Source organism: Pseudomonas peradeniyensis (assembly GCF_014268935.2).
GTDB lineage: Bacteria > Pseudomonadota > Gammaproteobacteria > Pseudomonadales > Pseudomonadaceae > Aquipseudomonas > Aquipseudomonas peradeniyensis.
Map to the genome: position 1 here is coordinate 1089787 of NZ_JABWRJ020000001.1, position 24014 is coordinate 1113800.

A 24014-nucleotide genomic window follows, 5' to 3' on the forward strand; every position below is an offset into this window, starting at 1 on the left:
GCCGCATGAATACTTGGTCGCGTCGGGCGCTGTGCGCCGCCGGTTTCACCCTCACCGTCAGCAGCGCGGCCTGGGCCGCCCTGAGCGAGGTCGATCCGGGCCCCTACACCTTCGCCACCGGGGGCTACCCGATGTGGTACAAGGACGCCAACAACCTCGCCCTGGAGCTGTGCCAGTCACGCGCCACCAGCTCGCGGGCACCGGGTGCGCCGGGTGCTCCGGCCTACATGTGCACGCTGCTGCCCGAGCCCGGGGTCTACGACGACGCCCTGCCGCTGGTGTTCCCGGACAACTGGCCGCCGGAGATGTTCTGGTTCCTGGCCGAGACCGAGATCCCGCAGGTGGGCAACAGCGGCTACGAGCTGGAAGTCTATGTCGCCGGCCTCGAGGCGGCCTTCGCCGCCGAGAACCCGGTCAACGGCGACCAGCAGAGCTTTGCCCGCATCCGCATCCGCGCCTCGGTGCCGCGCACCGGCACCTACACCATCACCCACCCGTTCGGCGTCGAGACGGTCAACGTGACCACCGCCGGCCGGCGGGCGATCAACATCACCCGCGACATCGGCATCGGCGCGCCGGGCAACTTCAGCGGCGCCCTGAACGGCAACCTCGGCCCGTTCCTGCGCGGCGTCGGCGGCCCGTACACCGAGGTCAATCCGGACACCGGCGCCACCGAGACCTTCGTCGGCGACCCGAACATCACCGAGGCGGTGACCGGCAGCCCGAACAACACCAACTTCGTGCGCATCCAGGGCCCGGCGGGCACCATCCAGACCAACGTCTTCACCGTCTCCGGCAAGGTCCTCGACCAGCGCCAGCAGACCCCGGTGACGCTGGAGCGCGCCACCTACCAGCGCAACGCCGCCGGCACCCGTGTCGAGGTCTTCGCCAAGGCGCCGAACAGCGCCAGCCTGTGCCTGCGCAACGGCCTGGCGCTGATCGGCTCGCCGCCGTCGCCATGCCAGTTCAGCATGCTCGCCGACAACAACGGGCTGTTCTTCAGCCAGCAGCTGAGCCAGGCCGTGCCACCGTCGGTGGTGGTGGTCACCGCCAGCAGCCCGGCCGGCACCACGCGGCCGACGGCGCTGTCGAGCAAGCTCAGCGACGTGGTCAAGGTCGCCACCGCACGCTACGACTGGAGCGCCAAGCGCTTGCTGGTCGAGGCCCGCTCCAGCGATGAAGTGGTGGTGCCCGACCTGCTGGTGCAGGGCTTCGGGCGCATGTCCAAGTCCGGCGTGCAGCAGAGCCTGACGGTCAACGACCTGGCCCAGCCGCCCGCCAGCATCACCGTCAAGTCGGCCCACGGCGGTATCGACGTGGAGCCGGTGGTGGTGGTCGGCAATGCCCCGGTGCCAACCGAGAACCAGGCCCCCGTGGCCCAGGCCGACAGCGGCAGCACCAGTGTCGGGGTGCCGATCACCCTCAACCTGCTGGCCAACGACAGCGACCCGGACGGTAACGTGCCACTGAGCATCACCGACCTCACCCAGCCGGGCACCGGCCTGGGCGGCGTGGTGCTCAACGGCACCACCGCGGTGACCTACACCCCACCCGCCGGCGCCACCGCGCCCGTGGTGGCGACCTTCAGCTACCGCGCCCAGGACGCCAAGGGGCTGAAGTCGACCCCGGCCACGGTGACCGTCAACGTCGCGCCGAACCGTCCACCGAGCGCGGTGGCCGACAGCGTCGCCACCCTCGGCGTGCCCGTGACCATCAACGCCCTGGCCAACGACACCGACCCGGAAGGCAACCTGCCGCTGACCATTGCCAGCGTCACCCAGCCGACCCCGGCCGGGCGTGGCACGGTCAGCACCGACGGCAACGTGATCACCTACACGCCACCGGCCACGGTGAGCGCGGCCTTCACCACCAGCTTCAGCTACGTCGCCCGTGACTCGGTCGGCGCCACCTCGACGCCCGGCACGGTCACCGTGCAGGTGTCGCCACGGCCGGCCCAGGAAACCTTCGCGGTCACCGCGGCGACGGTCACGGCGCGCTCGAACAACCGCTTCAACTGGGATATCAGCGGCACATCCTCGGTGACCACCGGCAACACCATCACCGTGCGCGTGACCACCACCACCGGCACGCAGACCCTGGGTACCACCACCGTGCCGGTCACCGGCCGCTGGCGCCTGACGGTGAGCAACAGCACGACCCTGGTGCCCACCGCCGCGCCGACCGCCACGGTGACCAGCAGCCAGGGCACCACGCGCACGGTCAACGTGGTGGTGCAGTAAACCCCGGAGGGATGCCATGAACGCCCTGTACCCACTGCTGCTGAGCCTGGCCCTCACCGGCCAGGCCCTGGCCGACGACCTGATGGACAACGCCGACCTCGCCGCCGGCAGCGACCTCGGCGAGCCGCTGGTGCTGCGCCTGCTGCCGACCGCTGCCGGCCAGGTCGCGGTAATCGAGCAGCTGGGCACGGGCAACCGCGCCGCCCTCGACCAGAACGGCCAGGCCCTGCTGGGCCGGATCGTCCAGGCCGGGAGCGCGCAGGAAGCGTACATCCTGCAGGAAGGCAGCGACCTGACGGCCGCGATCAGCCAGCAGGGCCAGGGCAACAACGCCACGATCCGCCAGAACGGCAGCGACAACAGCGCCGCCATCGAGCAGATCGGCAACCACAACAGCGCCACCATCGACCAGCGCGGCACGGGGCTGAACAGCACCGTGACCCAGGCCGGCAACGGCCAGCAGGTCCATGTCAGCCAATACCGCTAGGCCCAACACGACAGATCTGGAGGCAACACCATGCACAAGCTCGCCCCCCTGAGCGCTGCCATCGTCCTGGCCCTTGCCGGCCAGGCCATGGCCGACGACAGCATCTCGACCCAGTCCCAGCAGGGCAACCAGAACATTGCCGAGGTCAAGCAGAGCCAGGCGCCGTTCGCCTCGGCCACGCAGGACCAGGCCGGCCACGACCACAACCACATGGCGCTGCAGGACAACAGCACCAGCCATATCCAGCAGAGCGCCACCGGCTCGTTCAACGCCGGCTACGCCGAGCAGCTGTACGAGAACGGCAGCCAGATCACCCAGCAGTCCGGCGGCAGCCTCAACGACGCCTTCGCCAGCCAGTCGGTGGGCGAGAACAACGAGTCCCTGCAGATCCAGCTGGGCAGCGGCAACCGCTCGGTCATCTGGCAGGACACCCAGCTGGGCAGCCAGGCCACCACCCTGCAATCGGGTCATGGCAACGACGCCACGGTCGAGCAGCTGTTCGGCGGCAGCAACAACAAGAGCGTGATCATGCAGGGCGGCAGCGGCAACCAGGCGGCCGCCGAGCACATGACTCACCAGGACGGCGATATCGCCATCTACCAGGAGGGCAAGCAGAACTGGGCCTATGGCGACCAGCGCGACGGCCTGGGTGGGACCATCGGCATCGACCAGTACGGCACCGGCAACTCGGTGGAGGTGTGGCAGGACAACCAGGCCGCCAGCCAGGCCAGCGTGTACCAGAATGGCCAGGCCAACGAAGGCTACATCGACCAGAGCTTCGGCCAGGGCAACAGCGCCGGCCTCAGCCAGGTCGGTCGCGGCAACGCCAGCTGGTCGGACCAGTACGAAACCAACCAGGCGGTGACCAGTATTTCGCAGGTAGGTAACAACAACCTGCATTTCACCTACCAGACCGGCGACAACCACAGCCTGACCATCAGCACGGCGGGCAATGCCAACAAGATCATGGCCAGCAACTGGAAGGGCGAAAAATCCGGTGGGCAGTTCGGCGTCGGCCAGCAGGCGCAGATCAACCAGACCGGGAATGGCAACGGCGTCAACCTCACCCAGGAAGGCAACGCCCAGGTCGCGCGGCTGGACCAGAACGGCAACCGCAACCAGATGGAAACCCGCCAGGCCGACAGCAACAACGAGCTGTACTTCGAGCAGAACGGCAGCGACAACCTGCTCATCGCCGACCAGCGCGGCACCGCCAACTACGCCGAAGGCCTGGCCGCCGGCAATGGCGGCAGCATCACCCTCGACCAGTCGGGCAGTGGCAACCAGAGCTACACCTACCAGCTGTACGGCAATGGCAACGAGGCCACCATCAAGCAGACCGACGTGGCCAACCTTGCCTACGTGACCCAGGGTGGCAACGGCAACCAGGCGTTCGTCGACCAGAGCGGCGCAAGCCAGACCGCCACCATCACCCAGTACGGCAATGCCAACTCGGCGACTGTGACCCAGCAGTAACGAGCTCCCCCCTTGGACCGCGGTGTTTGCTCTCCCTGGCGCCGCGGTTCCTTTTTCCCCGGTGTGCGTGACCATCCGTCGGTAACGGCACAAGGCCTGTCGAAACATTCGCTAGCTGTTCGACCACCTGGTGAACCCCCAGCGTGGAGTCACGCCCATGAGCCATCCCATCCCCAAGCATGCCGTGGTCACGCGCAGCCAGTGGCTTGCCGCCCGCCGGCAGCTCTGGCTGCACGAGAAAGCCTTTACCCATCAACGCGATGAACTCGCCGCCGCCCGCCGCGCCCTGCCCTGGGTGCGGGTGGAACAGGACTATCGATTCCACGGCCCGCACGGCGAGCTGGGCCTGACCGAGCTGTTCGCCGGACGCAGCCAGTTGCTGGTCTATCACTTCATGTTCGCCGAAGGCTGGAACGAAGGCTGTCCGGGCTGTTCGTTCCTCGCCGACCACTTCGACGGCGCCAACCTGCACCTGGCCCACCATGACGTGTCCCTGGTGGCGGTGTCGCGGGCGCCCTATGCCGAGTTCCAGGCGTTCCGCCAGCGCATGGGCTGGCGCTTCCCGTGGTTCTCCTCGCATGGCAGCCCCTTCAACCAGGACTTCGGGGTCAGTGTCGCCACCGACGGCAGCGCCCAGTACAACTACGAACCCTATGCCGGCAACGAGGCGGAGCTGCCCGGGCTGAGCGCGTTCTACCGGGATGCCGACGGCAGCCTGTACCACACCTATTCCACCTATGCCCGGGGGCTGGACATCCTGGTCAACGCCTACAACTTCCTCGACCTGGCGCCACTGGGGCGCAACGAGGAAGGGACGATGGACTGGGTACGGCATCATGATCGCTATGACGGTGCCCAGGAAAAATCCCACTGCTGCGGGGAATGAAAAGACGCCCTCGCGGGGTACGTCGCATCAAGGTCCCGCGAGGGCGGCATCAGATCGCCCGCAGCGCCAGCAACTCCGTCAGCACCTCGGCCAGCGCCTTGACCATCACGTCCGCCGTCGGCCGATGCACGATCACGATCTCGTAGCTGTCCACGTCAGGCAGTCCCTGCTCGGCACCCAGCACCCGGTGCTCGCCCAGCGCCGCGCGTGGAGGAAGCAGGCTGATGCCCATGCCATCGGCCACCGCCGCCTGGATCCCGCTGAGGCTGGAACTGGTGAAGCTGATGCGCCAGCGCCGGCCCATGCCTTCGATCGCACTGATCATGTCGTCGCGGTACAGCCCGCGTGGCGGGAAGGTCACCAGCGGAACCGGGTCGAGTTCGAAGGACGGCGTGCGTACGCTGTCGATCCATTGCAACCGCTCCGGCCAGCAGGCCACGCCCTCGCGGCTGTTGCGCCGCTGCTTGAGCAGCACCAGGTCGAGCTCGCCGTTGTCGTAGGCCTGGCTGAGGTCGCGGCACAGGCCGCTGGTAACCTCCAGCTTGACCTGCGGGTGGCGCCGGCTGAACGCGGACAGCGCGTTGGTGGTGCGTCCGCCGACGAAATCCTCCGGCACCCCCAGGCGCACGGTGACGCCGACCATGGCCCCGGCCAGGGCTTCGAGCATCTGGTCGTTCAAGGCCAGCATGTGCCGGGCATAGCCGAGCAAGGTCTGCCCGGCATCGGTGGGCAGCACGTCGCGGTTGCCGCGTACCAGCAGGCGATGGCCGACCATGTCTTCGAGGCGGCGGACCTTCTGGCTGATGGTCGACTGGGTGGAGTGCAGCCGTGCGGCGGCGGTGGTGAAACTGCCGCAATCGGCCACCACGACGATGGCGCGCAGCAGGTCGAGGTCGAACAGGGCCCTATTCGGTTTTACGCTGGAAGACATCTCGTTATTCGGCTTCTGAATGACAAGCCTGACTTCTACCATGGGTGCCGGTACCCGGCAACATGCGCAAATACACTGGGTTGCATCCAGATAATTCACTTCTGCTACAACCCTTAGGGCCCTACATTGGAGCTTCGTCGCAGAAGGAACCGATACCCATGCGCCTGCCGTTCGCCGCCTTGCTGTTGAGCCTGAGCCTTGCCACCCATGCCGAGACCACGACCATGAACACCGCCTTGCTCGATGCCGCCCAACGGGGGGATGCGCCAGTCGTGCGCCAGTTGCTGGAGCAGGGCGCACCGCCGGACATCCGCGACGAGCAGGGCCAGACCGCGCTCTTGGTGGCGACCCATGCCAACCAGGTGGATGTGGCCAAGGCGCTGATCGAGGCCGGGGCCGACGTCAACGCCAAGGACAACATCCACGACAGCCCCTACCTGTATGCCGGCGCCCGCGGGCTGAACGACATCCTGCGCCTGACCCTGGCCCATGGCGCCGACCTGAGGAGTACCAATCGCTACGGCGGCACCGCGCTGATCCCGGCGGCCGAGCGCGGCCACGTCGAGACCGTGCAACTGCTGATCGATGCCGGCGTCGACGTGAACCACCTCAACCGCCTGCACTGGACCGCGCTGCTCGAGGCGGTGATCCTCGGCGATGGCGGCCCGCGGCATGTGGAGATCGTACGCCGGCTGCTGGCGGCCGGGGCGGACCCACGGATCGCCGACAAGGACGGCGTGACCGCGCTGGAGCATGCCCGCCAGCGCGGATACCAGGAGATGGTGGCCCTGCTGCAAAGGTAGGTCCGTTCAGGCAAGCAGACCTGATTGCGGGCTGCTGATGCCCCGCATTCAGCTGATGAAAATGATCTTCGACACCAACTCGGCGCTGTTCTTCGCCTGCAATTTCTTCATCAGCCGTGCCCGGTGCACTTCCACCGTCCGATGCGAGATTCCCAAGCGCCGCGCCACCTCCTTGCAGGTCAGCCCATTGACGATATGCAACGAAATCTCACGCTCACGCGGCGTCAGTTGCACCGTGGGCGCCGGCTGCCGGTCGAGCCGTTCGAAATGCCAGATCATCAGCTTGAACGGATCCTCCGCCGTCAGCGTGAAGCCCTGGGCCCGGGCCCAGAACACCTCGCCATTGCGGTGCTGCATGAAGCGTTCGTCGGAGTAGAAGGCGCCCAGTCCGTTGCGCAGCCAGTGCTCGCTGCGTTCGCCGATGCTCTGGTAATCGGCATGGGACGGGTAGAGCAGCAAGGTCAGGTGCCCGCGCAGTTCTTCGCGGGTATAGCCGAACAGCCGGGCGAAGGCCTCGTTGCAGTCGAGCATGCGCCGGTGGCCGGTGATCAGCTGTGGCGCCGGTGAAACCCGGAACGCCAGGCGTTCGAGGTCAGGGGAGGCGAGGGTGGGTACGGTCATCAGGCTTCCTGCCTTGGGGTCATGTCCCGTACGGCTCACTACTTACTTGCGTACGTAGTTGCCCCAACTAGCGTGGGATTCGGGTACTGCCACATTGTATGCAATACCCGCTTCAAGGACAGAAGAAAATCACCATGCTCCACGATTCCATCTCCATCGTTGCCGCCGCGCACAGTCCCTTCGGCCGCCTGGATGGCCTGAACCTCGAGGACCTGATCGTCCAGGTCACCCGCGATGCCCTGCAGGACGCGGCCATCGACGCCGCCGAGATCGATGCGTTGTTCCTCGGCCACTTCAACTCGGGCCTGGTGGCCGACGGTTTCCCGGCTTCGCTGATGCTGCAGGCCGACCCGCAACTGCGCTTCAAGCCCGCCACCCGCTGCGAAAACGCCTGTGCCTCGGGCTCGGCGGCGATCCAGGCCGGGATCAATGCGATCCGCAGCGGCGCCGCCGAGCTGGTGCTGGTGGTCGGCGCGGAGAAGATGACCGGCAACAGCACGGTCGAGGTCACCCGGGCGCTGGCCGGCGCCGGCTACCAGAATGCCCTGGCGGAGGCCGGGCTGAGCTTCGCCCAGTTGTTCGGCCAGGTGGCGCAGCAGTACACCGAGCGCTACCACAGCCCGTTGGCGTCGATGGCGGCCATCGCCGTGAAGAACCATGCCAACGCCATGGCCAACCCGTTGGCGCAGATGCACCGGGTGATGGACTTCGAACACTGCAACCAGGTGTCGCCGGGCAACCCGCTGATCGCCGCGCCCCTGCGCCTGACCGACTGCTCGCTGATCAGCGATGGCGCGGCGGCGATCGTCCTGGCCTCGCCCGAGCGCGCCCGTTCGATGCGCCGCCAGGTGGCGATTCGCTCGATGGTCCAGGTCAACGACTTCCTGCCGCTGTCGCGCCGCGACATCCTCGCCTTCGAGGGGCCGCAACGGGCCATCCACGGGGCGCTGCGCGAGGCGGGAGTGACCCTGAACGACCTGAGCTTCGCCGAGGTGCACGACTGCTTCACCATCGCCGAACTGCTGATCTACGAAGCCATGGGCCTGGCGCCGCGGGGCGAGGGGCATCGGGCACTGGACGACGGCATCGTGCGCCAGGGCGGGCGCTTGCCGGTGAACCTGTCCGGCGGGCTCAAGGCCAAGGGCCATCCGGTGGGCGCCACCGGGGTGTCGATGCATGCCCTGGGCTTCGCCCAGCTGACCGGCAAGCCCATCGGCCTGGGCGTGCCCAACGCCGAGTTCGGCCTGCTGTTCAACATGGGCGGCATGGCGGTGGCCAACTATGCCAGCGTGCTGCAAGCGGTCAGGGTCTGAGGATGAACATCGCGCATTGGCTGCAGGATGCGGCCCAGCGCTGGCCCGAGCGCCCGGCGCTGTTCGAGGGGGCGCGCCAGGTTGCCGACTACCGGGCGTTCGCCGCCCTGGCGCGGGCACGGGCGCTGGAGCTGCGGCACACGCATGGCATCGAACCGGGCGACCGGGTGGCGCTGCTGATGAAGAACAGCTGCGTCTACCTGGAACTGCTCTATGCCATCTGGTGGAGCGGGGCGGTGGCGGTGCCGATCAACAGCAAGCTGCACGCCCTGGAAGCGGCCTGGATTGCCGGCAATGCCGGGGCGCGCCTGATCTATACCGACGAGGGCGAGGTCTTTGCCGGTGCGCCCCTGCCAGGCGGCTGCCGTGAGCTGATCGCGCCTGCCCAGGCTGCGCCCGGCTCGCTCGACAGCGATCAACTGGTGCAGCCGCACCCGCGCCAGGACAGCGACCTGGCCTGGCTGTTCTATACCTCCGGCACCACGGGGCGTTCGAAGGGCGTGATGCTGTCCCATGGCAACCTGGTCGCCATGTCGCTGTGCTACCCGCTGGACGTCGACCCGGTGACCGCCAACGACGCGGTGCTCTACGCCGCGCCGATGTCCCATGGCGCCGGGCTGTACAACTTCGTCCACGTGCGCTGCGGCGCCCGGCACGTGGTGCCGCTGTCCCGGGGCTTCCAGGCCGCCGAGCTGTTCGGCCTGGCGCAGACCCTGGGACAGGTCAGCCTGTTCGCCGCGCCGACCATGGTCAAGCGCATGGTCGAGCAGGCCCGCCAGCAGGGCTATGACGGCGCGGGCATCAAGACCATCGTCTACGGCGGCGGCCCGATGTACCTGGCGGACCTCAGCGAGGCCCTGGACACCTTCGGCCCGCGCCTGGTGCAGATCTACGGCCAGGGCGAGTGCCCGATGACCATCAGCGCGCTGTCGCGTGAGGCCATCGCCGACCGTGAGCACCCCGACTGGCCCGCCATCGCCGCCTCGGTGGGGCGGGCCCAGGCCTGTGTCGAGGTCCGCGTGGTGGACGGCGCGGGCCAGCCGCTGGCGGCCGGCGAACCCGGCGAGATCAGCGTGCGCGGGCCGGTGGTGATGCAGGGTTACTGGGACAATCCGCAGGCCACCCAGGCGACCCTGGTGGACGGCTGGCTGCGCACCGGCGATATCGGTTTGCTCGACGAGCACGGCTACCTGACCCTGACCGACCGCAGCAAGGACGTGATCATCTCCGGCGGCAGCAACATCTACCCGCGCGAAGTCGAGGAAGTGCTGATCCAGCACCCCGAAGTGTTCGAGGCCTGCGTGGTCGGGGAGGCCGACGCCGAGTGGGGCGAGTCGGTGGTGGCCTTCGTCGTGCCGCGTACGCCCGGCAGCCTCGATGCCCAGGCGCTCAACCAATGGTTCCTGGCGCGCATGGCCTCGTTCAAGAAACCGAAGAAGTACCTGTTCTGTGCCGAGCTGCCGAAGAACAGCTATGGCAAGATTCTCAAGACCCAGCTGCGCCAGTGGCTGCAGAACCCCGACGGGGCGTTCGCCAGCCACTGACCGGCATCTTTCATGGAAAGCACCACGACAGGAGTTCCCGACATGGGCATGTCACCCGGCAACACCCAGCGCCAGCGGCGCCGCGCCTTTATCGGCGCCACCACCGGCCACTTGATCGAGTGGTACGACTACGGCGTCTACGGCTTCCTGGCCTTGTACATCGGCAAGGCCTTCTTCGTTTCCGACGACCCCACCAGCAGCCTGCTGGCAAGCTTCGCGGCCTTTGCCCTGAGCTTCTTCATCCGCCCGTTGGGCGGGCTGTTCTTCGGCCCGCTGGCGGACAAGATCGGTCGCCGCCGCACGCTGATCACGGTGCTGGTGATGATGGCCGGCTCCACCTTCCTGCTCGGTCTGCTGCCGACCTACGCCAGCATCGGCATCGCCGCCCCGGTGATCCTGGTGCTGATCCGCTGCGTGCAGGGCTTCTCTGCCGGCGGTGAGATCGGCACCATCACCAGCTTCATCTCCGAATACGCCGGGCCCGGTCGCCGTGGCTTTGCCACCTGCTGGCTGATGGTCACCGCGGTGCTCGGCCTGCTGCTGGGCGGCGCCGTGGCCAATGGCATGACCTGGGCGCTGGGCGCCGAGCTGATGCAGGACTGGGGCTGGCGCATCCCGTTCCTGATCGCCGGTCCCCTGGGCTTCATCTCGCTGTACATTCGCCTCAAGCTTGAGGACAGCCCCGAGTTCCTCGCCCTGGTGGAAGCCGGGCAGACCTCCAAGGCGCCGCTGCGCGAGGTATGGCAGTGGAAGCGCTCGATCGCCCTGGTGTTCTTCATCATCACCCTGCACAGCTCGATCTTCTACCTGGTGCTGACCTTCGCCTCGACCTACATGTCCAACACGCTGAAGTTCGACAGCGGCACCACCTTGCTCTACGTGTTCGTCGCCAGCCTGTCGGCGGCGCTGGTGATGCCATTGGGCGGCGCCTTCACCGACCGCTACGGGCGCAAGCCGTTCCTGATGGTGATCGGCACCCTGGCGACCCTGGCCATGTACTGGTTCTTCAAGACCGCGCCCGGCGCCACCCCGGCCACCCTGTTCTGGCCGCTGATGGCGGTGGCGATCCTGTTCGGGCTGTATGCTTCGTCGACCTACGCGTTGATGAGTGAACTGCTGCCGACGCGGATCCGCTCAACCGGCATCGCCATGGCCTACAACATCCCGGTGGCGGTGTTCGGCGGCAGCGCGCCGCTGATCTCCACCTGGCTGATCAAGGTGACCGGGGATATCACCGCACCGTGGTACTTTTACGTGGGCACCGGTGTGGCGTCGCTGGTGGCGCTGGTGGTGCTGCGCAAGGAAGATTTCGTCGCCTGTGGCCACGCTGCGCGCCAGCCGGTTGAACCGAACCCATTGAACCTGCGTTCGGCCTGAAGGCAGGAGACCTCTGTGGGAGCGGGTAAACCCGCTCCCACAGGCTGGCATTCAGCGGTTGAGGGTTCGCTCGATCTCGGCAACAATCGGTTACATGCGCTGGGACAGGACGCCCCACGCAGCGCTGCCGCTTGCTGAGAGCGGCATGGAACCCATGGCCTGCGAAGAACAACATGAAATCAGCGCGCACTGTCATCTCGGAAAACTTCTTCCGTCGTTTCAAACCCATCTTCGCCCCGCATCTGGATGCCCTCGGCATCGACCTGCCATTGCTGGACCGCGCCGACATCGAAATCCCCGGTGACCAGTACCTGGCCCTGTGGGAAGCCGCCGGCACCCGCAACCCCGCCATCGGCCTGACCCTGGGCAGCCAGACCGAAGCCGACGACATCGGCGCCCTGGGCCATGCCCTGCATTGCGCGCCCAGCGTCGAAAAGGCGCTGATTACCCTGCACACCTACATCGTGGTGTTCGCCCAGGAGTCGTCCATCGACTACTGCTGCGAAAGCCGCCAGCTGCGCATCACCTACCAGGTCACCGATACCACGGTGGTCAACCGCCGCCAGGACGCCGAGTTCGCCATCGCCGCGATCCTGCGTCAGTTGCAGCTGATCACCGCCAACCCGTTGCGGCCGCTGCGGGTGGACTTCGAGCACCCGCGGCCGGCGGATGTCTCGGTGCACAAGCAGTTGTTCATGTGCCCGGTGTTCTTCGGCCAGTCGACCAACCGCATCACGTTTTCCGTTGATGTCCTCAAGCTGCCGGTGGCCCAGGGCAACGAGCGTCTGTTCCAGGCCCTGGAGCCTTACCTGCAACGGGAGCTCGAGCAGCGCAGCATCAGCGATGAGCTGCTGCCCCAGGTCACCCGCATGATCGCCCTGGGCATGGCCAGCGGCGTGCCGTCGCTGGACGAGGTCAGCGCGCGCATGGGCCTGAGCCGGCGTACCCTGCAACGCCGCCTGAAGGAACAGGCCATCGAGTTCTCGGTGCTGGTGGAGGAGGTGCGCCGCGACCTGGCGCTGGGTTACCTGAACCACTCCGACTACTCGATGACGCAGATCTCGCTGCTGCTCGGCTACGCCGAATCCGGCTCGTTCACCCGGGCCTTCCGGCGCTGGACCGGGCAGTCGCCGCAACAGTTTCGTCAGGCCGGGCGCGGGCCTGGCGCGGTGTGCTGAAAATCTGGCATCCGTGGTCAATCCCGTTGCCGCGCCGCTCGATAGGCTCGAAGGGACCGCATGTCCGTGTGCGAAACCCGAGAGTCCAGCATGAACGACAACAACAACGACGCTGTGCATGAACATCGCTCCTTCTGGCAACACGACTACGGCGCCTACGCGCCGAACACGCGCCTGACCGAAGACCTCAAGGTCGATGTGGCGGTGATCGGTGGAGGTTTCACCGGGCTCAATGCCGCCTGGCAGTTCAAGCGCGATAACCCCGGCGCCCGGGTGGTGGTGCTGGAGGCGGCGCAGATCGGTTTCGGCGCCAGTGGGCGCAACGCCGGCTTCAGCACCAGGCTGTTCGGCCTGGAACCGGAGCTGGTGGTGCTGCGCTGGGGCCGGCAGAAGATGATCGACGCCCACCATTACCTTGAAAAGGCCGTGGCCTATACCCGCGAAGTGATCGACAGCCACGGCATCGATTCGGATTACCGCCATGCCGGACTGCTGCGGGTCAGCTATTCGCCGCAGCAGGTGGCGCGCCTGGGCAAGACCCTGGAACTGTACGATTCGCTGGGGCTGGCGGCGGACATGCGCTGGCAGGACAGCGACGCGCTGCGCCAGCAGTACGATTCACCGCGTCTGCTGGGTGGTATCCGTGAAACCGGGACCGGCTACCTCGACCCCTGCAAGCAGGTGCGTGGCCTCAAGGGCCTGGCGGCTTCGGCGGGCGTGCGCATCCACGAGTCCACGCCAGTACTGGACATCGACACCAGTGGTAGGGGCATCGTGCTGCGCACGCCCGTGGCCAGTGTGACCGCCGACAAGCTGGTGCTCGCCACCAACGCCTACTCGCGGCAGGTGCCGGGTTCTCGTACGCTGGAGCGTCGCCAGTTCCCGCTGTGGACCTACCAGGTGGTCACCGAGCCCCTGGGCGATGCGCTCTGGCAGCGCCTTGGCTGGCAGGGCCGAGAGGCGTTCGGCGACAACCGGCAGATGCTGCACTATTTCCGCCCGACCGTGGACGGGCGCATCGTCATGGGCGGCGGCGATGTGCTGGCCTACAGCGGCAGTGCAACGGATGAACAGCCGTCGCCGGCCAGCTGGGCCCATTGCGAGGCGCACCTGAAGTGGGTCTACCCGCAGTTGCGCGACGTACGCATTGCCTACCGCTGGGGCGGGCCGGTATCGGTGAACGCCGACATGGTCCCGGAGATCAGTTTTGTCGGCGATGAGCGCATGATCTACGCCGGGGGCTGCTTCGGCCACGGCGTGGCGCTGAGCCATCTGAACGGGCGGACCATCGCCGACCTGTTGCAGGGCCGACGCAGCGAGTTGACCGACTTCTGGATCGTCAACCGCAAGGCCATCCCGATGCCGGGCAACACCCTGTCGTGCTGGGCCGGGCGCACGGCGCGCCAGGCGCTGAGGGCCTGGGACTGGTGGGAGGAGCGCGGGCTCAAGGCCTGACACGCAGCCTGCTGGCACCGGATGACAAACACCCTGGCGCATGCGGCCAAGCCGCTGGCCAGCGCCATTGAATACTGTCTGTCACGCAGAGCCGGAAACGCATTTTGGGCCGTCCCTCGGCGGCCTCTTTTTCCGCGCCCTTGCCCGTTACGAACTGCCTTTCGATAACCACAACAATCCCGCAAGGAAAAGTTCATGAAACCACGCCCCCTGTCCCTGTTGGGCGGCGCGCTGTTGGCGCTGCTCGGTACCACCACCTCCCTCACGGCCCTTGCCGACCTTACCCCCACGGGGGCCGAAAGGGCCGGCAACGCCGACGGCAGTATTCCCGCATGGACCGGCGGCCTGACCCAGGCGCCGGCTGGCTGGTCGCCGGGCCATGGCGACCCCTATGCCGGCGACAAGCGCCTGTATTCGATCGATGCCAACAACGTGGCCCAGTACCAGGGGCAGTTGCCGGAAGGACAGGTGGCGCTGATCAAGGCCTACCCGGGCTATCGACTGGACGTGTACCCCACTCATCGCAGTTGCGCGATTCCGGCCGAGGTGGCCAAGCGTACCCAGGACTTTGCCGGCCAGGCACGCATCGGCGCCGATGGCTGGCGCCTGGAGCAGGCCGCCGGGGCCGCGGTGCCGTTCCCGCAACCGAAAAGCGGCATCGAGGTGCTGTGGAACTACAAACTGCGCTACATGGCCAAGGGCCGCAAGGCGCAGATCTCGTTCCTGCGTCGCGAAGCCGGTGGCGGGCTTACCGAGATCCGCCAATGGGCCAGCGAGTACTACCCCTACAACGACCCGGCGGTGAAAGCGCCCGAGGACACCGGCGACATCGAAGCCAAGCTGCTCTACGACATTCAGTCGCCGTCCTCGCGCGCGGGTGAGATGTACCTGGTGCATGCCCGCCTGGACCAGCCACAGAACGCCTGGATCTATTTCCCCGGCCAGCGCCGCGTGCGCCAGGCGCCGACCTTCGCCTACGACAACCCGATCGCCGGCTCCGACAACCTGTACTTCGTCGACCAGATCAACATGTTCACCGGTGCCCTGGACCGTTACGACTTCAAGCTGCTGGGCAAGCGCGAAATGGTAGTGCCGTACAACTCCTACCGCCTGGTGGACAAGGCCAACACCTACGACAAGCTGATCGGCGAGCAGTACCTGGACCGTGACGCGCAGCGCTACGAAAAGCATCGGGTGTGGGTGGTGGAGGCCACGGTCAAGGCCGACAAGCGCCATTCGTTCGCCAAGCGCGTGTTCTATTTCGACGAGGACAGCTGGAGCCTGCTGCACGTGGACATGTACGATGCCAGGGGCAACCTGTGGCGGGTGCAGGAGGGCAGCTTGTGGGCCGACCCCGAGATCCAGGCCTGCACCAGCTTCGAGTACGTCAGCTACGACCTGATCGCCCGGCGTTATATCGCCGACGGCTTCACCCAGCAGGGCGCGGCCCTGGACCTCACCGCCGGCCTGCAGGGCCGGGTCAGTGACAAGTTGTTCAACGCGGGCGAACTGCGCCGTCGCGGCGAGCGCTGATCTTCGGGAGAACACAACATGAACAACCTCCCTTCGCGGGCATGGGCGAAGGCTGCCCCGTGCCCGGCGCTGGCCCTGGCGGCCGTCGGACTGCTCGGCGCACAGCCTTGCCAGGCGTTCACCTTCGGTAGCGAGGACGGGCTCTCGGGCAGTTTCGACTCGACCTTGTCCTACGGTTTCGCCAGTCGCCTGGAATCATCCGACTGCCACTTGTTGGGGAGCAACAATGGCGGTTGCAATACCGGTACTGGCAATGAGCTGGGCCGCTACTACAACCTCGAGCGTGGTAACGGCTACGCCAACGCCGACATCAACTATGCCAATGCCGACGACGGCAACCTGAACTACCACAAGCACGATGTGTTTTCCCAGGTGCTCAAGGGCACCCATGAGCTGAGCCTGAGTTTCGGCGACGGCTGGAGTGCCCTGGGCCGGGTGGCCTGGGCGCGGGACTTCAAGATGGACGACACCCGTCGCAGCGACCTTGACGGCCCGGCCCGGCGTGATGCCACCCAGCGTTTCGACCTGCTCGACCTGTGGCTGGCGAAAAGCTTCGATATCGGTGAGATGCCGGCCAAGGTCAAGGTCGGCAACCAGGTGATCAGCTGGGGCGCGGAGCTGTTCATCAGCGGCGGCATCAACCAGATCAATGCCCTGAGCCTGCCCAAGTACCACACCCCGGGCACCCAGCTCAAAGAGGTGTTCATCCCGGCGCCCATGGCCTCGTTCAACCTGGGCCTGAGCGATACCCTGAGCCTGGAGGGCTATTACCAGTTCAAGTGGAATGCCTACGGCCTGGACCCGGTGGGCAGCTACTTTTCCACCGTCGATATCGCCGGGGAAGGACGCCGGGCGATCTACTACCCGACGAACTATATCGAGGGCTTGCAGCCGGGTGTCTGCGCGGGTACGCCGACGGGCCGCTGCGGCGATCCGCTGAGCAGTGGGCTGAGCCATGAGCAGATCATTGCCAGCGGCCTGGCGGTGCCTTATGGAGGAGAGCGCAAGGCCAGCAACGGCGGCCAGTATGGCGTGGCCTTGCGCTGGATGGCCGAGTCGATCGGCACCGAATTCGGCCTGTTCTACCAGCGCTACCACGACAAACTGCCTTTCATCGGCTACACGGCGCGCAGCAACCCGGATGCCCTGGTGGTGGACGATTACTTCATCAACTACGGCGAGGACAAGGACCTGTTCGGCGTGTCGATGAGCACCCTGGTGGGGCCGGTGGCCGTGGCCGGCGAGCTGTCGTTCCGGCCCCGCGACAGCGTGGCCATCGACCCGACGGTAGCCTTCGGGCAGGGCCTGACCGGCAGTTACAACCGCTACAGCGTGTTCGACACCGGCGAGCACAAGGGTTTCGTCGAGACGCGCAAGTGGCAGGCCGATGTGAATGCCACCTACAGCTTCTCGGGCAACGATCCGCTGGGCTTCATTCCCGATGCCCTGGGGGCCTCCGACGCGTTCCTGCTGGCCGAGGTGGCGGTGGTGCGCTATCCGGGCCTGGACCTGTCGGGCGAGGTGCCCTACGTGCTGCCGGACTACTCGCTGCCCGATCGCACCTCGTGGGGCTATGTAACCGAGTTCGGGGTCAACTACCCGAACCTGTTCGGCAGTGGCGTCACCGTCACCCCACAGTTGGACTTCAGCCATGACGTCAAGGGCACCACGCCCAACGCGATGCCCTTCGTCGAGGGGCGCAGGTCGCTGACCGCCTCCTTGCTGTTCAACCACCGCGACCGCTGGAAAGGCGGCCTGCAGTGGGTGCGCTACTGGGGCGGGGGCGACAACAACCTGATGGCCGACCGCGACTTCGTCAGCGGCAATATTTCCTACTCCTTCTGATCCGGCCGCCACGCGCTCGCAGGGCGCGTGGCGGGGAGGCTATTCATGTTGGCTTATCTGCTCTCGGCGCTCGAGCGCCTGGTCTTTCGCCATCGCCTGGCGACCCTCGGCCTGCTGGCCGTGGTCACCCTGGTGATGGGCCTGTTCGCCGCGCGTCTTGAGATGACGGCGGGCTTCGACAAGCAACTGCCCCAGCAGCATCCCTACATCAAGACGTTCAACCAGTACCGCGACGTGCTGTTCGGCGCCAACCGCGTCATCGTGGTGCTGCGGGCGCGGCATGGCGATATCTGGAACACGACGGCGCTGACCCGCCTGCACGACCTGACCCAGACGCTGTTCTTCCTGCCTGGCCTCGACCGGCGCAGCGTCACTTCGCTGTGGACGCCGAACACCCGCGCGGTGCAGATCACCGAGGAGGGCATGAAGGCCGAGGACGTGGTCGGCGGCGATGTCACTGTCGGCAACCTCGATGCCCGGGCCATCGCCGGTATTCGCGAACGCACCCTGGCCGGCGGCTTCGTCGGCAGCCTGGTGGCCAACGACCAACGTGGGGCGATGGTGGTGGCCGAGCTGGCCGACCCGGACCCGGTGACGGGCAAACGCCTCGATTACCTGGCCTTCAGCCGTCAGTTGGAGGAGCAGGTGCGGGCGAAGTATGCCGACGCCGACTTCGATGTGCAGATCATCGGCTTCGCCAAGCAGATGGGCGATATCGGCGCCGGCGCCCGCAGCGTGGTCGAGTTCTTTGCCTTGGCTTTTGTGCTCACGGCGCTGGCGGTCTACTGGTACATCCGCTCCTGGCGCCTGACGGCGCTGGCGCTGGTGTGCTCGCTGGTGTCGGTGGTGTGGCAGTTCGGTACCCTTACGTTGCTGGGCTTCGGCCTTGATCCACTGGCGATCCTGGTGCCGTTCCTGGTGTTCGCCATCGGCGTGTCCCACGGCGTGCAGCAGGTCAATTTCATCGCCAAGGAAGTCTGCGCCGGCGCCGATGGGATGACCGCCGCCCGACGCAGTTTCGTCGGCCTGATGATCCCCGGCACCCTGGCCTTGATCACGGCCTTCGTCGGCTTTGCGACGTTGGTACTGGTGCCGATCCCGATGATTCGCGAACTGGCCATCACCGCGTCGGTGGGCGTGGTCTACAAGATCGTCACCAACCTGGTGATGCTGCCGCTGCTGGCCAGCTACTGCCGTTTCGACGGGCGCTACGTGGCCAAGGTCGAGCGCCTGCATGCGCGCCGCGAAGGGTTGATGACCAGTCTCGGGCGTATCGCCGAACCCCGCAACGCGGCGTTGGTGACGCTGCTGGGGGCCGGTCTGATGGTGCTGGCGGTGTGGCAGAGCCAGGGCCGGCATGTCGGCCATGTGCTGCCGGGTGCACCGGAGCTGCATGCCGACTCGCGTTACAACCAGGATGTGGAGCAGGTGGTCAGCCATTTCGCCCTGGGCCTGGACCTGTTCACCGTGGCCGTGCAGACCCCGGCGGGCGGTTGCTACCGGCATGACGTGATGGCCTATGTCGACCGCCTGACCTGGTACCTGGGCACCTTGCCCGGGGTGCTGTCGGCGCAGTCGCTGCCGGCCATGGACAAGCTTGCGGCTTCTGGGGTCAATGAGGGCAATCCGAAATGGGCGGCGCTGCCGGTCGACGAGCTGTCCCTGGGCGAAACCGTGCGCCAGGTGCCTGAAGCACTGCGCCTGTTCGATGCCGACTGCACCGTGCTGCCGGTCAACCTGTACCTGGCCGATCACAAGGCCAGCACCCTCAAGCAGATAACCGCAGTTGTCGAGCAGTACCGCGAGCACCATGCGCTGCCTGGGGTGAGCGTGCGCCTGGCCAGCGGCAACGCCGGGGTGCAGGCCGCCACCAACGCGGTGGTGGAGGGCTCGGAGCTGCCGATGATGCTCTACGTGTACCTGACCATCGTGCTGCTGGTGGGGCTGGTGTACCGCGACTGGCGGGCCATGCTCGCCTGCTGTCTGCCGCTGACCCTGGCGACCTTCCTCGGCTACTGGTTCATGAAGGCCCTGGACATCGGCCTGACCGTGGCCACCCTCCCGGTGATGGTGCTGGCCGTGGGCGTGGGCGTGGATTACGCCTTCTACATCTACAACCGCCTGCAACTGTACCTGGCCGCTGGGTGCGACATCGTCAGCGCATTCCAGCAGGCTTTGCGCGAGGTAGGCGTGGCCACGGTGTTCACCGCACTGACGCTGTCGGTGGGGGTGGCTACCTGGTCGTTTTCGGCGTTGAAGTTCCAGGCCGACATGGGCCTGCTGCTGACCTTCATGTTCATGGCCAACATGCTGATGGCGGTGACCCTGCTGCCGGCGCTGGCCGTGGTCCTGGAAAGGCTGGTTCCGCGACGGGGGCCGGTTCGTGCGCCCCTGGCCGCTCATTGAAAGGGGCTGAGGGATGAAGACTGTTCAGGTGTTGCCCTGGTTGCTGGGATTGATATGGGCAGGGCAGGCCGCTGCGGCGCCGGCCATTGCCCTGAGCGATGTACGCCACGCGTCCCTGGTGGCGGTGGCGCGGACCGGGGACGGGTTGGTCGCGGTGGGCGACCACGGCGTGGTGGCGTTGTCCGCCGATGGCCAACAATGGCGCCAGGCGCGCAGCGTGCCGGTGGATGGTTTGCTGACCGCCGTGAGCTTCGTCGATCAGCGCCAGGGTTGGGCGGTGGGGCATGGTGGCGTGCTGTTGCACAGTGTCGACGGCGGTCAGAACTGGACCTTGCAACAGCGCCTGGAGGGCAAGCCGGTGCTGTTGTCGGTGCTGTTCACCGACGCCCACCACGGCTTGGTTGTTGGTGCATACGGCTATGCGGCGCGCACGGCTGATGGCGGCGTCAGCTGGCAGCCGATGCCGATCGGCGAGGAGGGCGACGAGTTCCACCTCAATCAGGTGTTCCAGGCCGCCGATGCCAGCCTGTTCATCGTTGGCGAGGCCGGTCATGCCTACCGCTCGAGTGACCAGGGGGCTTCTTGGCAGGTGCTGGACACCGGCGTCAGTGGCTCGCTGTGGACAGGCACTGGCCTGCGTGATGGCCGCGTCCTGCTGGCCGGCATGAGCGGGCGGGTGCTGCTGGGTGACAGCCAGGGTCGCCACTGGCGCGTGCTCGACAGTGGCAGCCGCGAGGCGATCAGCGCCGTGACGCAACTGAATGACGGCCGGGTGGCGCTGGTGAGTAACTCAGGCCTGATGGCGATCTCCGATTCTCAGGTGACGCACTTCACCAGCGCACAACGGGAGGACCGTCTGAACCTGGCGGCCCTGGCCGCGCACTCCGGCCACCTGCTGCTGTTCGGCGCAGCGGGCGTGATCGATGGCGTGGCACCGGATGCCAAGGCAGCTGTCACCGCGCGCCAAGCCTCTGAAAATGCCCCTCGATAGACTCAAGCCCAGGCCGATCGCCTGTTGCGGAGCCCCTATGTTCAAGCGTTCCTTGCGTCATCTGCTGTGTGGTCTGTGGTTGTTCGCCGGCGCCGCCTCGGCACTGGCCGACTTCGTGCCGGAGCAGGCCCGTGTCGAAGTGCTGGGCGATCATCGCGAGCAGCGCTGGTTCTGGATCTGGGGCAGCAATGCCCCCAACATGGTTGATGGCCGTGCCTACCTGTTCGACGACCAGGGTCGCAATCTCGGTCAACTGAGTACCGGCATCTGGTCCAACGGCCTGCAGCTGGCGCACAGCCGCGATGAGCTGTATGCCACCGAGATCTACTTCAGCCGTGGCGTGCGCGGCCAGCGCAGCGATGTGGTCACGGTGTACGACGCCAGGACCCTCAGCCCCAAGCGCGAGATCGCGATCCCGGCCAAGCGCATGACCGCGCTGATCTCCACGGGCCTCAGCGTGCTGTCCGATGACGAGCGCTTCCTGCTGGTGCTCAATTTCACCCCGGCGCAGTCGATCTCGGTGGTCGACCTGGAAAACAGCCGCTTCGTCACCGAGGTGCCGATCCCCGGCTGCGCGTCGATCTACCCGGCCGGCCCTCGCGATTTCTATGCCATCTGCGGTAATGGCGGGTTCTTCCACCTGCGTCTGGACGAACAGGGACAGGTGGCGCTGCAGCAACGCACGCCCCCGGCGTTCGACCCGTTGCAGGACCTGCTGCTGACCACCGGCGTGCGCGATGGCGACACCTGGTACTTCGTCTCCCAGCACAACCGCGCCTATGCCCTGGACATGAGCGCCGACGGTGTGCGCCCGCGCAAGCAGTGGTCGCTGCTCAGTGACCAGGAGCGCGCCGATGGCTGGGGTATCGCTGGCAACCATGGCGTGGCCCTGCACCGGCAGAGCGGGCGCTTGTACGTACTGATGCACAAGGACAAGCCGGAGAACTACCAGAAGCCCGGCACCGAGGTTTGGGTGTTCGATGTGGCTACGCAGCAGCGGGTGTCGCGCCTGCCGCTCAAGGAGCAGAGCACCGCCATCGGCGTCAGCCAGGGCGCGCAACCACGGCTGTACAGCCTGGACTGGATGGTGCCGATGCCGAGCCTGTTCACCCTGTGGGTCTACCTGACCGAAGGCGAGGCCGGGTTGACCCCGCTGCTACGCCAGGGCGTGAACCTGTACGACGCCGACAGCGGCGAGCACCTGCGCAGCGTCGGGGACATCCCCCTGGGCTTCCTCAATGTGGTGATGCCATGGTGACCGTCGAACTGCTGCATGACCCCTTGGTGCATGTTGCCAGCGTCGGCGGGCTGGCCTTGCTGCTCGGCGCTGCCGCGTTGCACAAGCTGCACGATCCCCGGGTGTTCGCCGAGGTGCTGCAACGCTATGCCCTCGTATTGGGCCGCTGGTGCGCGGCGCCGGTGTGGGCGCACCTGTTGCCGGTGCTGGACGTGTTGGCTGCCGCCGGCTTGTTGCTGAGCCTGTGGTGGCCGTTAGCGACGCTGCCCGCCGTGGTGTTGCTGGTGCTGTATGCCGGCGTGCTGGCGGCGGCCGTAGGCGAGGGTACATCCCTGGAAGACTGTGGCTGCCACTTCGGCGGCCGTCGCCAGCCGCCGTCCCGGGCGCTGGTCTGGCGCAACCTGCTGCTGGCGCTGGCCGCCGGCAACCTGCTGGCACCGATGAACGAACGCGCGCTGACCTGGCTCGACGGCTGCACCCTGGTGTTCGCCTTCGTCTGTGTCGCCGCCCTGTACCTGCTGGCCAACCAGCTGATCTCCAACCGTGCACTCCCGAGGCAACGGCCATGACCTATGCACTGATCATTTCCAGCCTGTTGTCCTGGGCGATCATCCTGATGCTGATCCTTGCCGTGTGGGCCCTGGCTCGCCAGGTCGGGCTGCTGCATGAACGCATCCAGCCGGTGGGGGCGCTGTCCCTGGGCAAGGCGATCAAGGCCGGTGACACGGCGCCCGTGTTCACCCTGCCGAGTCTGACCGGGGGCTCGGTCAGACTCGGCGGCGCCAGCGGGCAAGGGCAGGGCACCTTGCTGTTCTTCCTCTCCGAAACATGCCCGGTGTGCAAGACGCTGCTGCCGGTGCTCGATGCGCTGCGCCGCCAGGAACGCCTGAGGGTCGTGCTGGCCAGCGATGGCGCAGCCGACGAGCACCTGGCTTTCATCGCCGCCCATGGTCTGCAGGTATTCCCCTACCTGCTGTCGCGGGAAGTGGGCCTGGCCTACCAGATCAGCAAGTTGCCCTACGGCGTGCTGATCGACGAGCACGGCAGCGTTGCCAGCCATGGCCTGGTCAACACCCGCGAGCACCTGGAAAGCTTGCTGGAAGCACGGCGCCTGGGGCATGCCACGGTCCAGGCGTACAACGCCGCACAACAGGGGTTGCAGCCATGACGATCCGTTGGTTCGACGAGGCCACTCAACTGCTGACCCGCCGTGTCGCCCGCGGCACTTCGCGCCGGGGCTTTCTCGGCGGCCTGGGCACCTTGCTGGCCGGCGCCGGGGCGACCACCTTGCTGCCGGTGTTTCGCGGCGGCGCCTTTGCCCAGTCCAGCGCCGGTCTGCAGGAGTCGGGCGACCCGAACAGTTGCGAGTACTGGCGTCACTGCGCCATTGACGGCTTCCTCTGTGGTTGCTGCGGTGGTACCTCCAGCAGTTGCCCACCGGGCACCGTGCGCTCGGATATCACCTGGATCGGCACCTGCCGCAATCCCACCGACGGCAAGGACTATGTGATCTCGTACAACGACTGCTGCGGCAAGAGCAACTGCGGCCGCTGCGTGTGCCAGCGCGACCAGGGCGACACGCCGCTGTACCGCCCGCAGAGCTCCAACGACCTCAACTGGTGCTCCGGCAGCCAGGCGGACATGCCGTACCACTGCTCGCTGTCGGTGGTGATCGGGGTCAAGGAGTAGGG

At 66.7% G+C, this 24014-nt stretch carries 20 protein-coding genes; 18 read left to right on the forward strand and 2 right to left on the reverse strand.

Translation table 11 applies throughout. The features are described 5' to 3' along the window. The first annotated feature begins 5 nt into the window (after positions 1 to 5). The 4 genes from HU751_RS04865 (at position 6) to HU751_RS04880 (ending at position 5089) form a co-directional block, all read left to right on the forward strand. On the forward strand, positions 6 to 2240 hold the full coding sequence (locus HU751_RS04865; protein ID WP_186734023.1) for an Ig-like domain-containing protein: 2235 nt from the start codon (positions 6 to 8) through the stop codon (positions 2238 to 2240). A gap of 16 nt (positions 2241 to 2256) precedes the next feature. Continuing rightward, entirely contained in the window at positions 2257 to 2727 is a 471-nt protein-coding gene (locus HU751_RS04870; RefSeq protein ID WP_186734024.1) for a curlin, read from the forward strand. Between the two features lie 30 nt (positions 2728 to 2757). Then, positions 2758 to 4203, forward strand: coding sequence for a curlin (locus HU751_RS04875; RefSeq protein WP_186734025.1), 1446 nt, complete (start codon positions 2758 to 2760; stop codon positions 4201 to 4203). Between the two features lie 157 nt (positions 4204 to 4360). Next, entirely contained in the window at positions 4361 to 5089 is a 729-nt protein-coding gene (locus HU751_RS04880) for a DUF899 domain-containing protein (protein WP_186734026.1), read from the forward strand. A gap of 49 nt (positions 5090 to 5138) precedes the next feature. Here HU751_RS04880 and HU751_RS04885 read toward each other — a convergent pair whose 3' ends face one another. Next, positions 5139 to 6020, reverse strand: coding sequence for a LysR substrate-binding domain-containing protein (locus tag HU751_RS04885; protein ID WP_186734027.1), 882 nt, complete (start codon positions 6018 to 6020; stop codon positions 5139 to 5141). 158 nt (positions 6021 to 6178) lie between these two features. On the opposite strand from HU751_RS04885, the gene HU751_RS04890 reads away from it, so the two are divergent. Beyond that, complete coding sequence (locus tag HU751_RS04890; protein WP_186713985.1) at positions 6179 to 6823, forward strand: ankyrin repeat domain-containing protein; 645 nt, start codon at positions 6179 to 6181, stop codon at positions 6821 to 6823. Positions 6824 to 6871: 48 nt separating this feature from the next. Here HU751_RS04890 and HU751_RS04895 read toward each other — a convergent pair whose 3' ends face one another. Next, positions 6872 to 7444 carry a LuxR C-terminal-related transcriptional regulator gene (locus tag HU751_RS04895; RefSeq protein ID WP_186713984.1) on the reverse strand — a complete coding sequence of 191 codons (573 nt, stop codon included), beginning with the start codon at positions 7442 to 7444 and terminating at the stop codon, positions 6872 to 6874. Positions 7445 to 7578: 134 nt separating this feature from the next. Between HU751_RS04895 and HU751_RS04900 the strand changes: the two genes are divergently transcribed. The 13 genes from HU751_RS04900 (at position 7579) to HU751_RS04960 (ending at position 24012) form a co-directional block, all read left to right on the forward strand. Beyond that, positions 7579 to 8757: an acetyl-CoA acetyltransferase gene (locus tag HU751_RS04900; RefSeq protein WP_186734028.1), complete on the forward strand. Its 1179-nt coding sequence runs from the start codon at positions 7579 to 7581 to the stop codon at positions 8755 to 8757. Positions 8758 to 8759: 2 nt separating this feature from the next. Beyond that, positions 8760 to 10301 carry a class I adenylate-forming enzyme family protein gene (locus HU751_RS04905; RefSeq protein ID WP_186734029.1) on the forward strand — a complete coding sequence of 514 codons (1542 nt, stop codon included), beginning with the start codon at positions 8760 to 8762 and terminating at the stop codon, positions 10299 to 10301. 42 nt (positions 10302 to 10343) lie between these two features. Then, positions 10344 to 11678: an MFS transporter gene (locus HU751_RS04910; RefSeq protein WP_186734030.1), complete on the forward strand. Its 1335-nt coding sequence runs from the start codon at positions 10344 to 10346 to the stop codon at positions 11676 to 11678. Between the two features lie 173 nt (positions 11679 to 11851). Then, positions 11852 to 12856, forward strand: coding sequence for an AraC-like transcriptional regulator QhpR (gene qhpR / locus HU751_RS04915; protein ID WP_186734031.1), 1005 nt, complete (start codon positions 11852 to 11854; stop codon positions 12854 to 12856). 90 nt (positions 12857 to 12946) lie between these two features. Further along, positions 12947 to 14311, forward strand: coding sequence for an NAD(P)/FAD-dependent oxidoreductase (locus tag HU751_RS04920; RefSeq protein WP_225933224.1), 1365 nt, complete (start codon positions 12947 to 12949; stop codon positions 14309 to 14311). Positions 14312 to 14506: 195 nt separating this feature from the next. After that, positions 14507 to 15844, forward strand: a complete 1338-nt coding sequence (locus HU751_RS04925) for a DUF1329 domain-containing protein (protein WP_186734033.1) — start codon at positions 14507 to 14509, stop codon at positions 15842 to 15844. Positions 15845 to 15862: 18 nt separating this feature from the next. Continuing rightward, positions 15863 to 17689 (forward strand): DUF1302 domain-containing protein, encoded by a 1827-nt coding sequence (locus HU751_RS04930; protein ID WP_186734034.1) that lies wholly within the window; start codon positions 15863 to 15865, stop codon positions 17687 to 17689. A gap of 45 nt (positions 17690 to 17734) precedes the next feature. After that, the gene (locus HU751_RS04935) at positions 17735 to 20095 is read left to right on the forward strand and encodes an efflux RND transporter permease subunit (RefSeq protein WP_186734035.1); all 2361 of its coding nucleotides are present in this window, start codon (positions 17735 to 17737) and stop codon (positions 20093 to 20095) included. A gap of 13 nt (positions 20096 to 20108) precedes the next feature. After that, positions 20109 to 21086, forward strand: a complete 978-nt coding sequence (locus HU751_RS04940; RefSeq protein ID WP_186734036.1) for a WD40/YVTN/BNR-like repeat-containing protein — start codon at positions 20109 to 20111, stop codon at positions 21084 to 21086. 37 nt (positions 21087 to 21123) lie between these two features. Then, positions 21124 to 22344 carry an amine dehydrogenase large subunit gene (locus HU751_RS04945; protein ID WP_189657391.1) on the forward strand — a complete coding sequence of 407 codons (1221 nt, stop codon included), beginning with the start codon at positions 21124 to 21126 and terminating at the stop codon, positions 22342 to 22344. Beyond that, positions 22338 to 22892: a MauE/DoxX family redox-associated membrane protein gene (locus HU751_RS04950; protein ID WP_186734037.1), complete on the forward strand. Its 555-nt coding sequence runs from the start codon at positions 22338 to 22340 to the stop codon at positions 22890 to 22892. The genes HU751_RS04945 and HU751_RS04950 overlap by 7 nt, the downstream gene beginning before the upstream one ends. Next, positions 22889 to 23491 carry a methylamine dehydrogenase accessory protein MauD gene (gene mauD, locus HU751_RS04955; RefSeq protein WP_186734038.1) on the forward strand — a complete coding sequence of 201 codons (603 nt, stop codon included), beginning with the start codon at positions 22889 to 22891 and terminating at the stop codon, positions 23489 to 23491. The genes HU751_RS04950 and mauD overlap by 4 nt, the downstream gene beginning before the upstream one ends. Next, positions 23488 to 24012 carry a methylamine dehydrogenase light chain gene (locus HU751_RS04960; RefSeq protein ID WP_186734039.1) on the forward strand — a complete coding sequence of 175 codons (525 nt, stop codon included), beginning with the start codon at positions 23488 to 23490 and terminating at the stop codon, positions 24010 to 24012. Before mauD ends, HU751_RS04960 begins: the two co-directional genes overlap by 4 nt. The last annotated feature ends 2 nt before the right edge of the window (positions 24013 to 24014 follow it).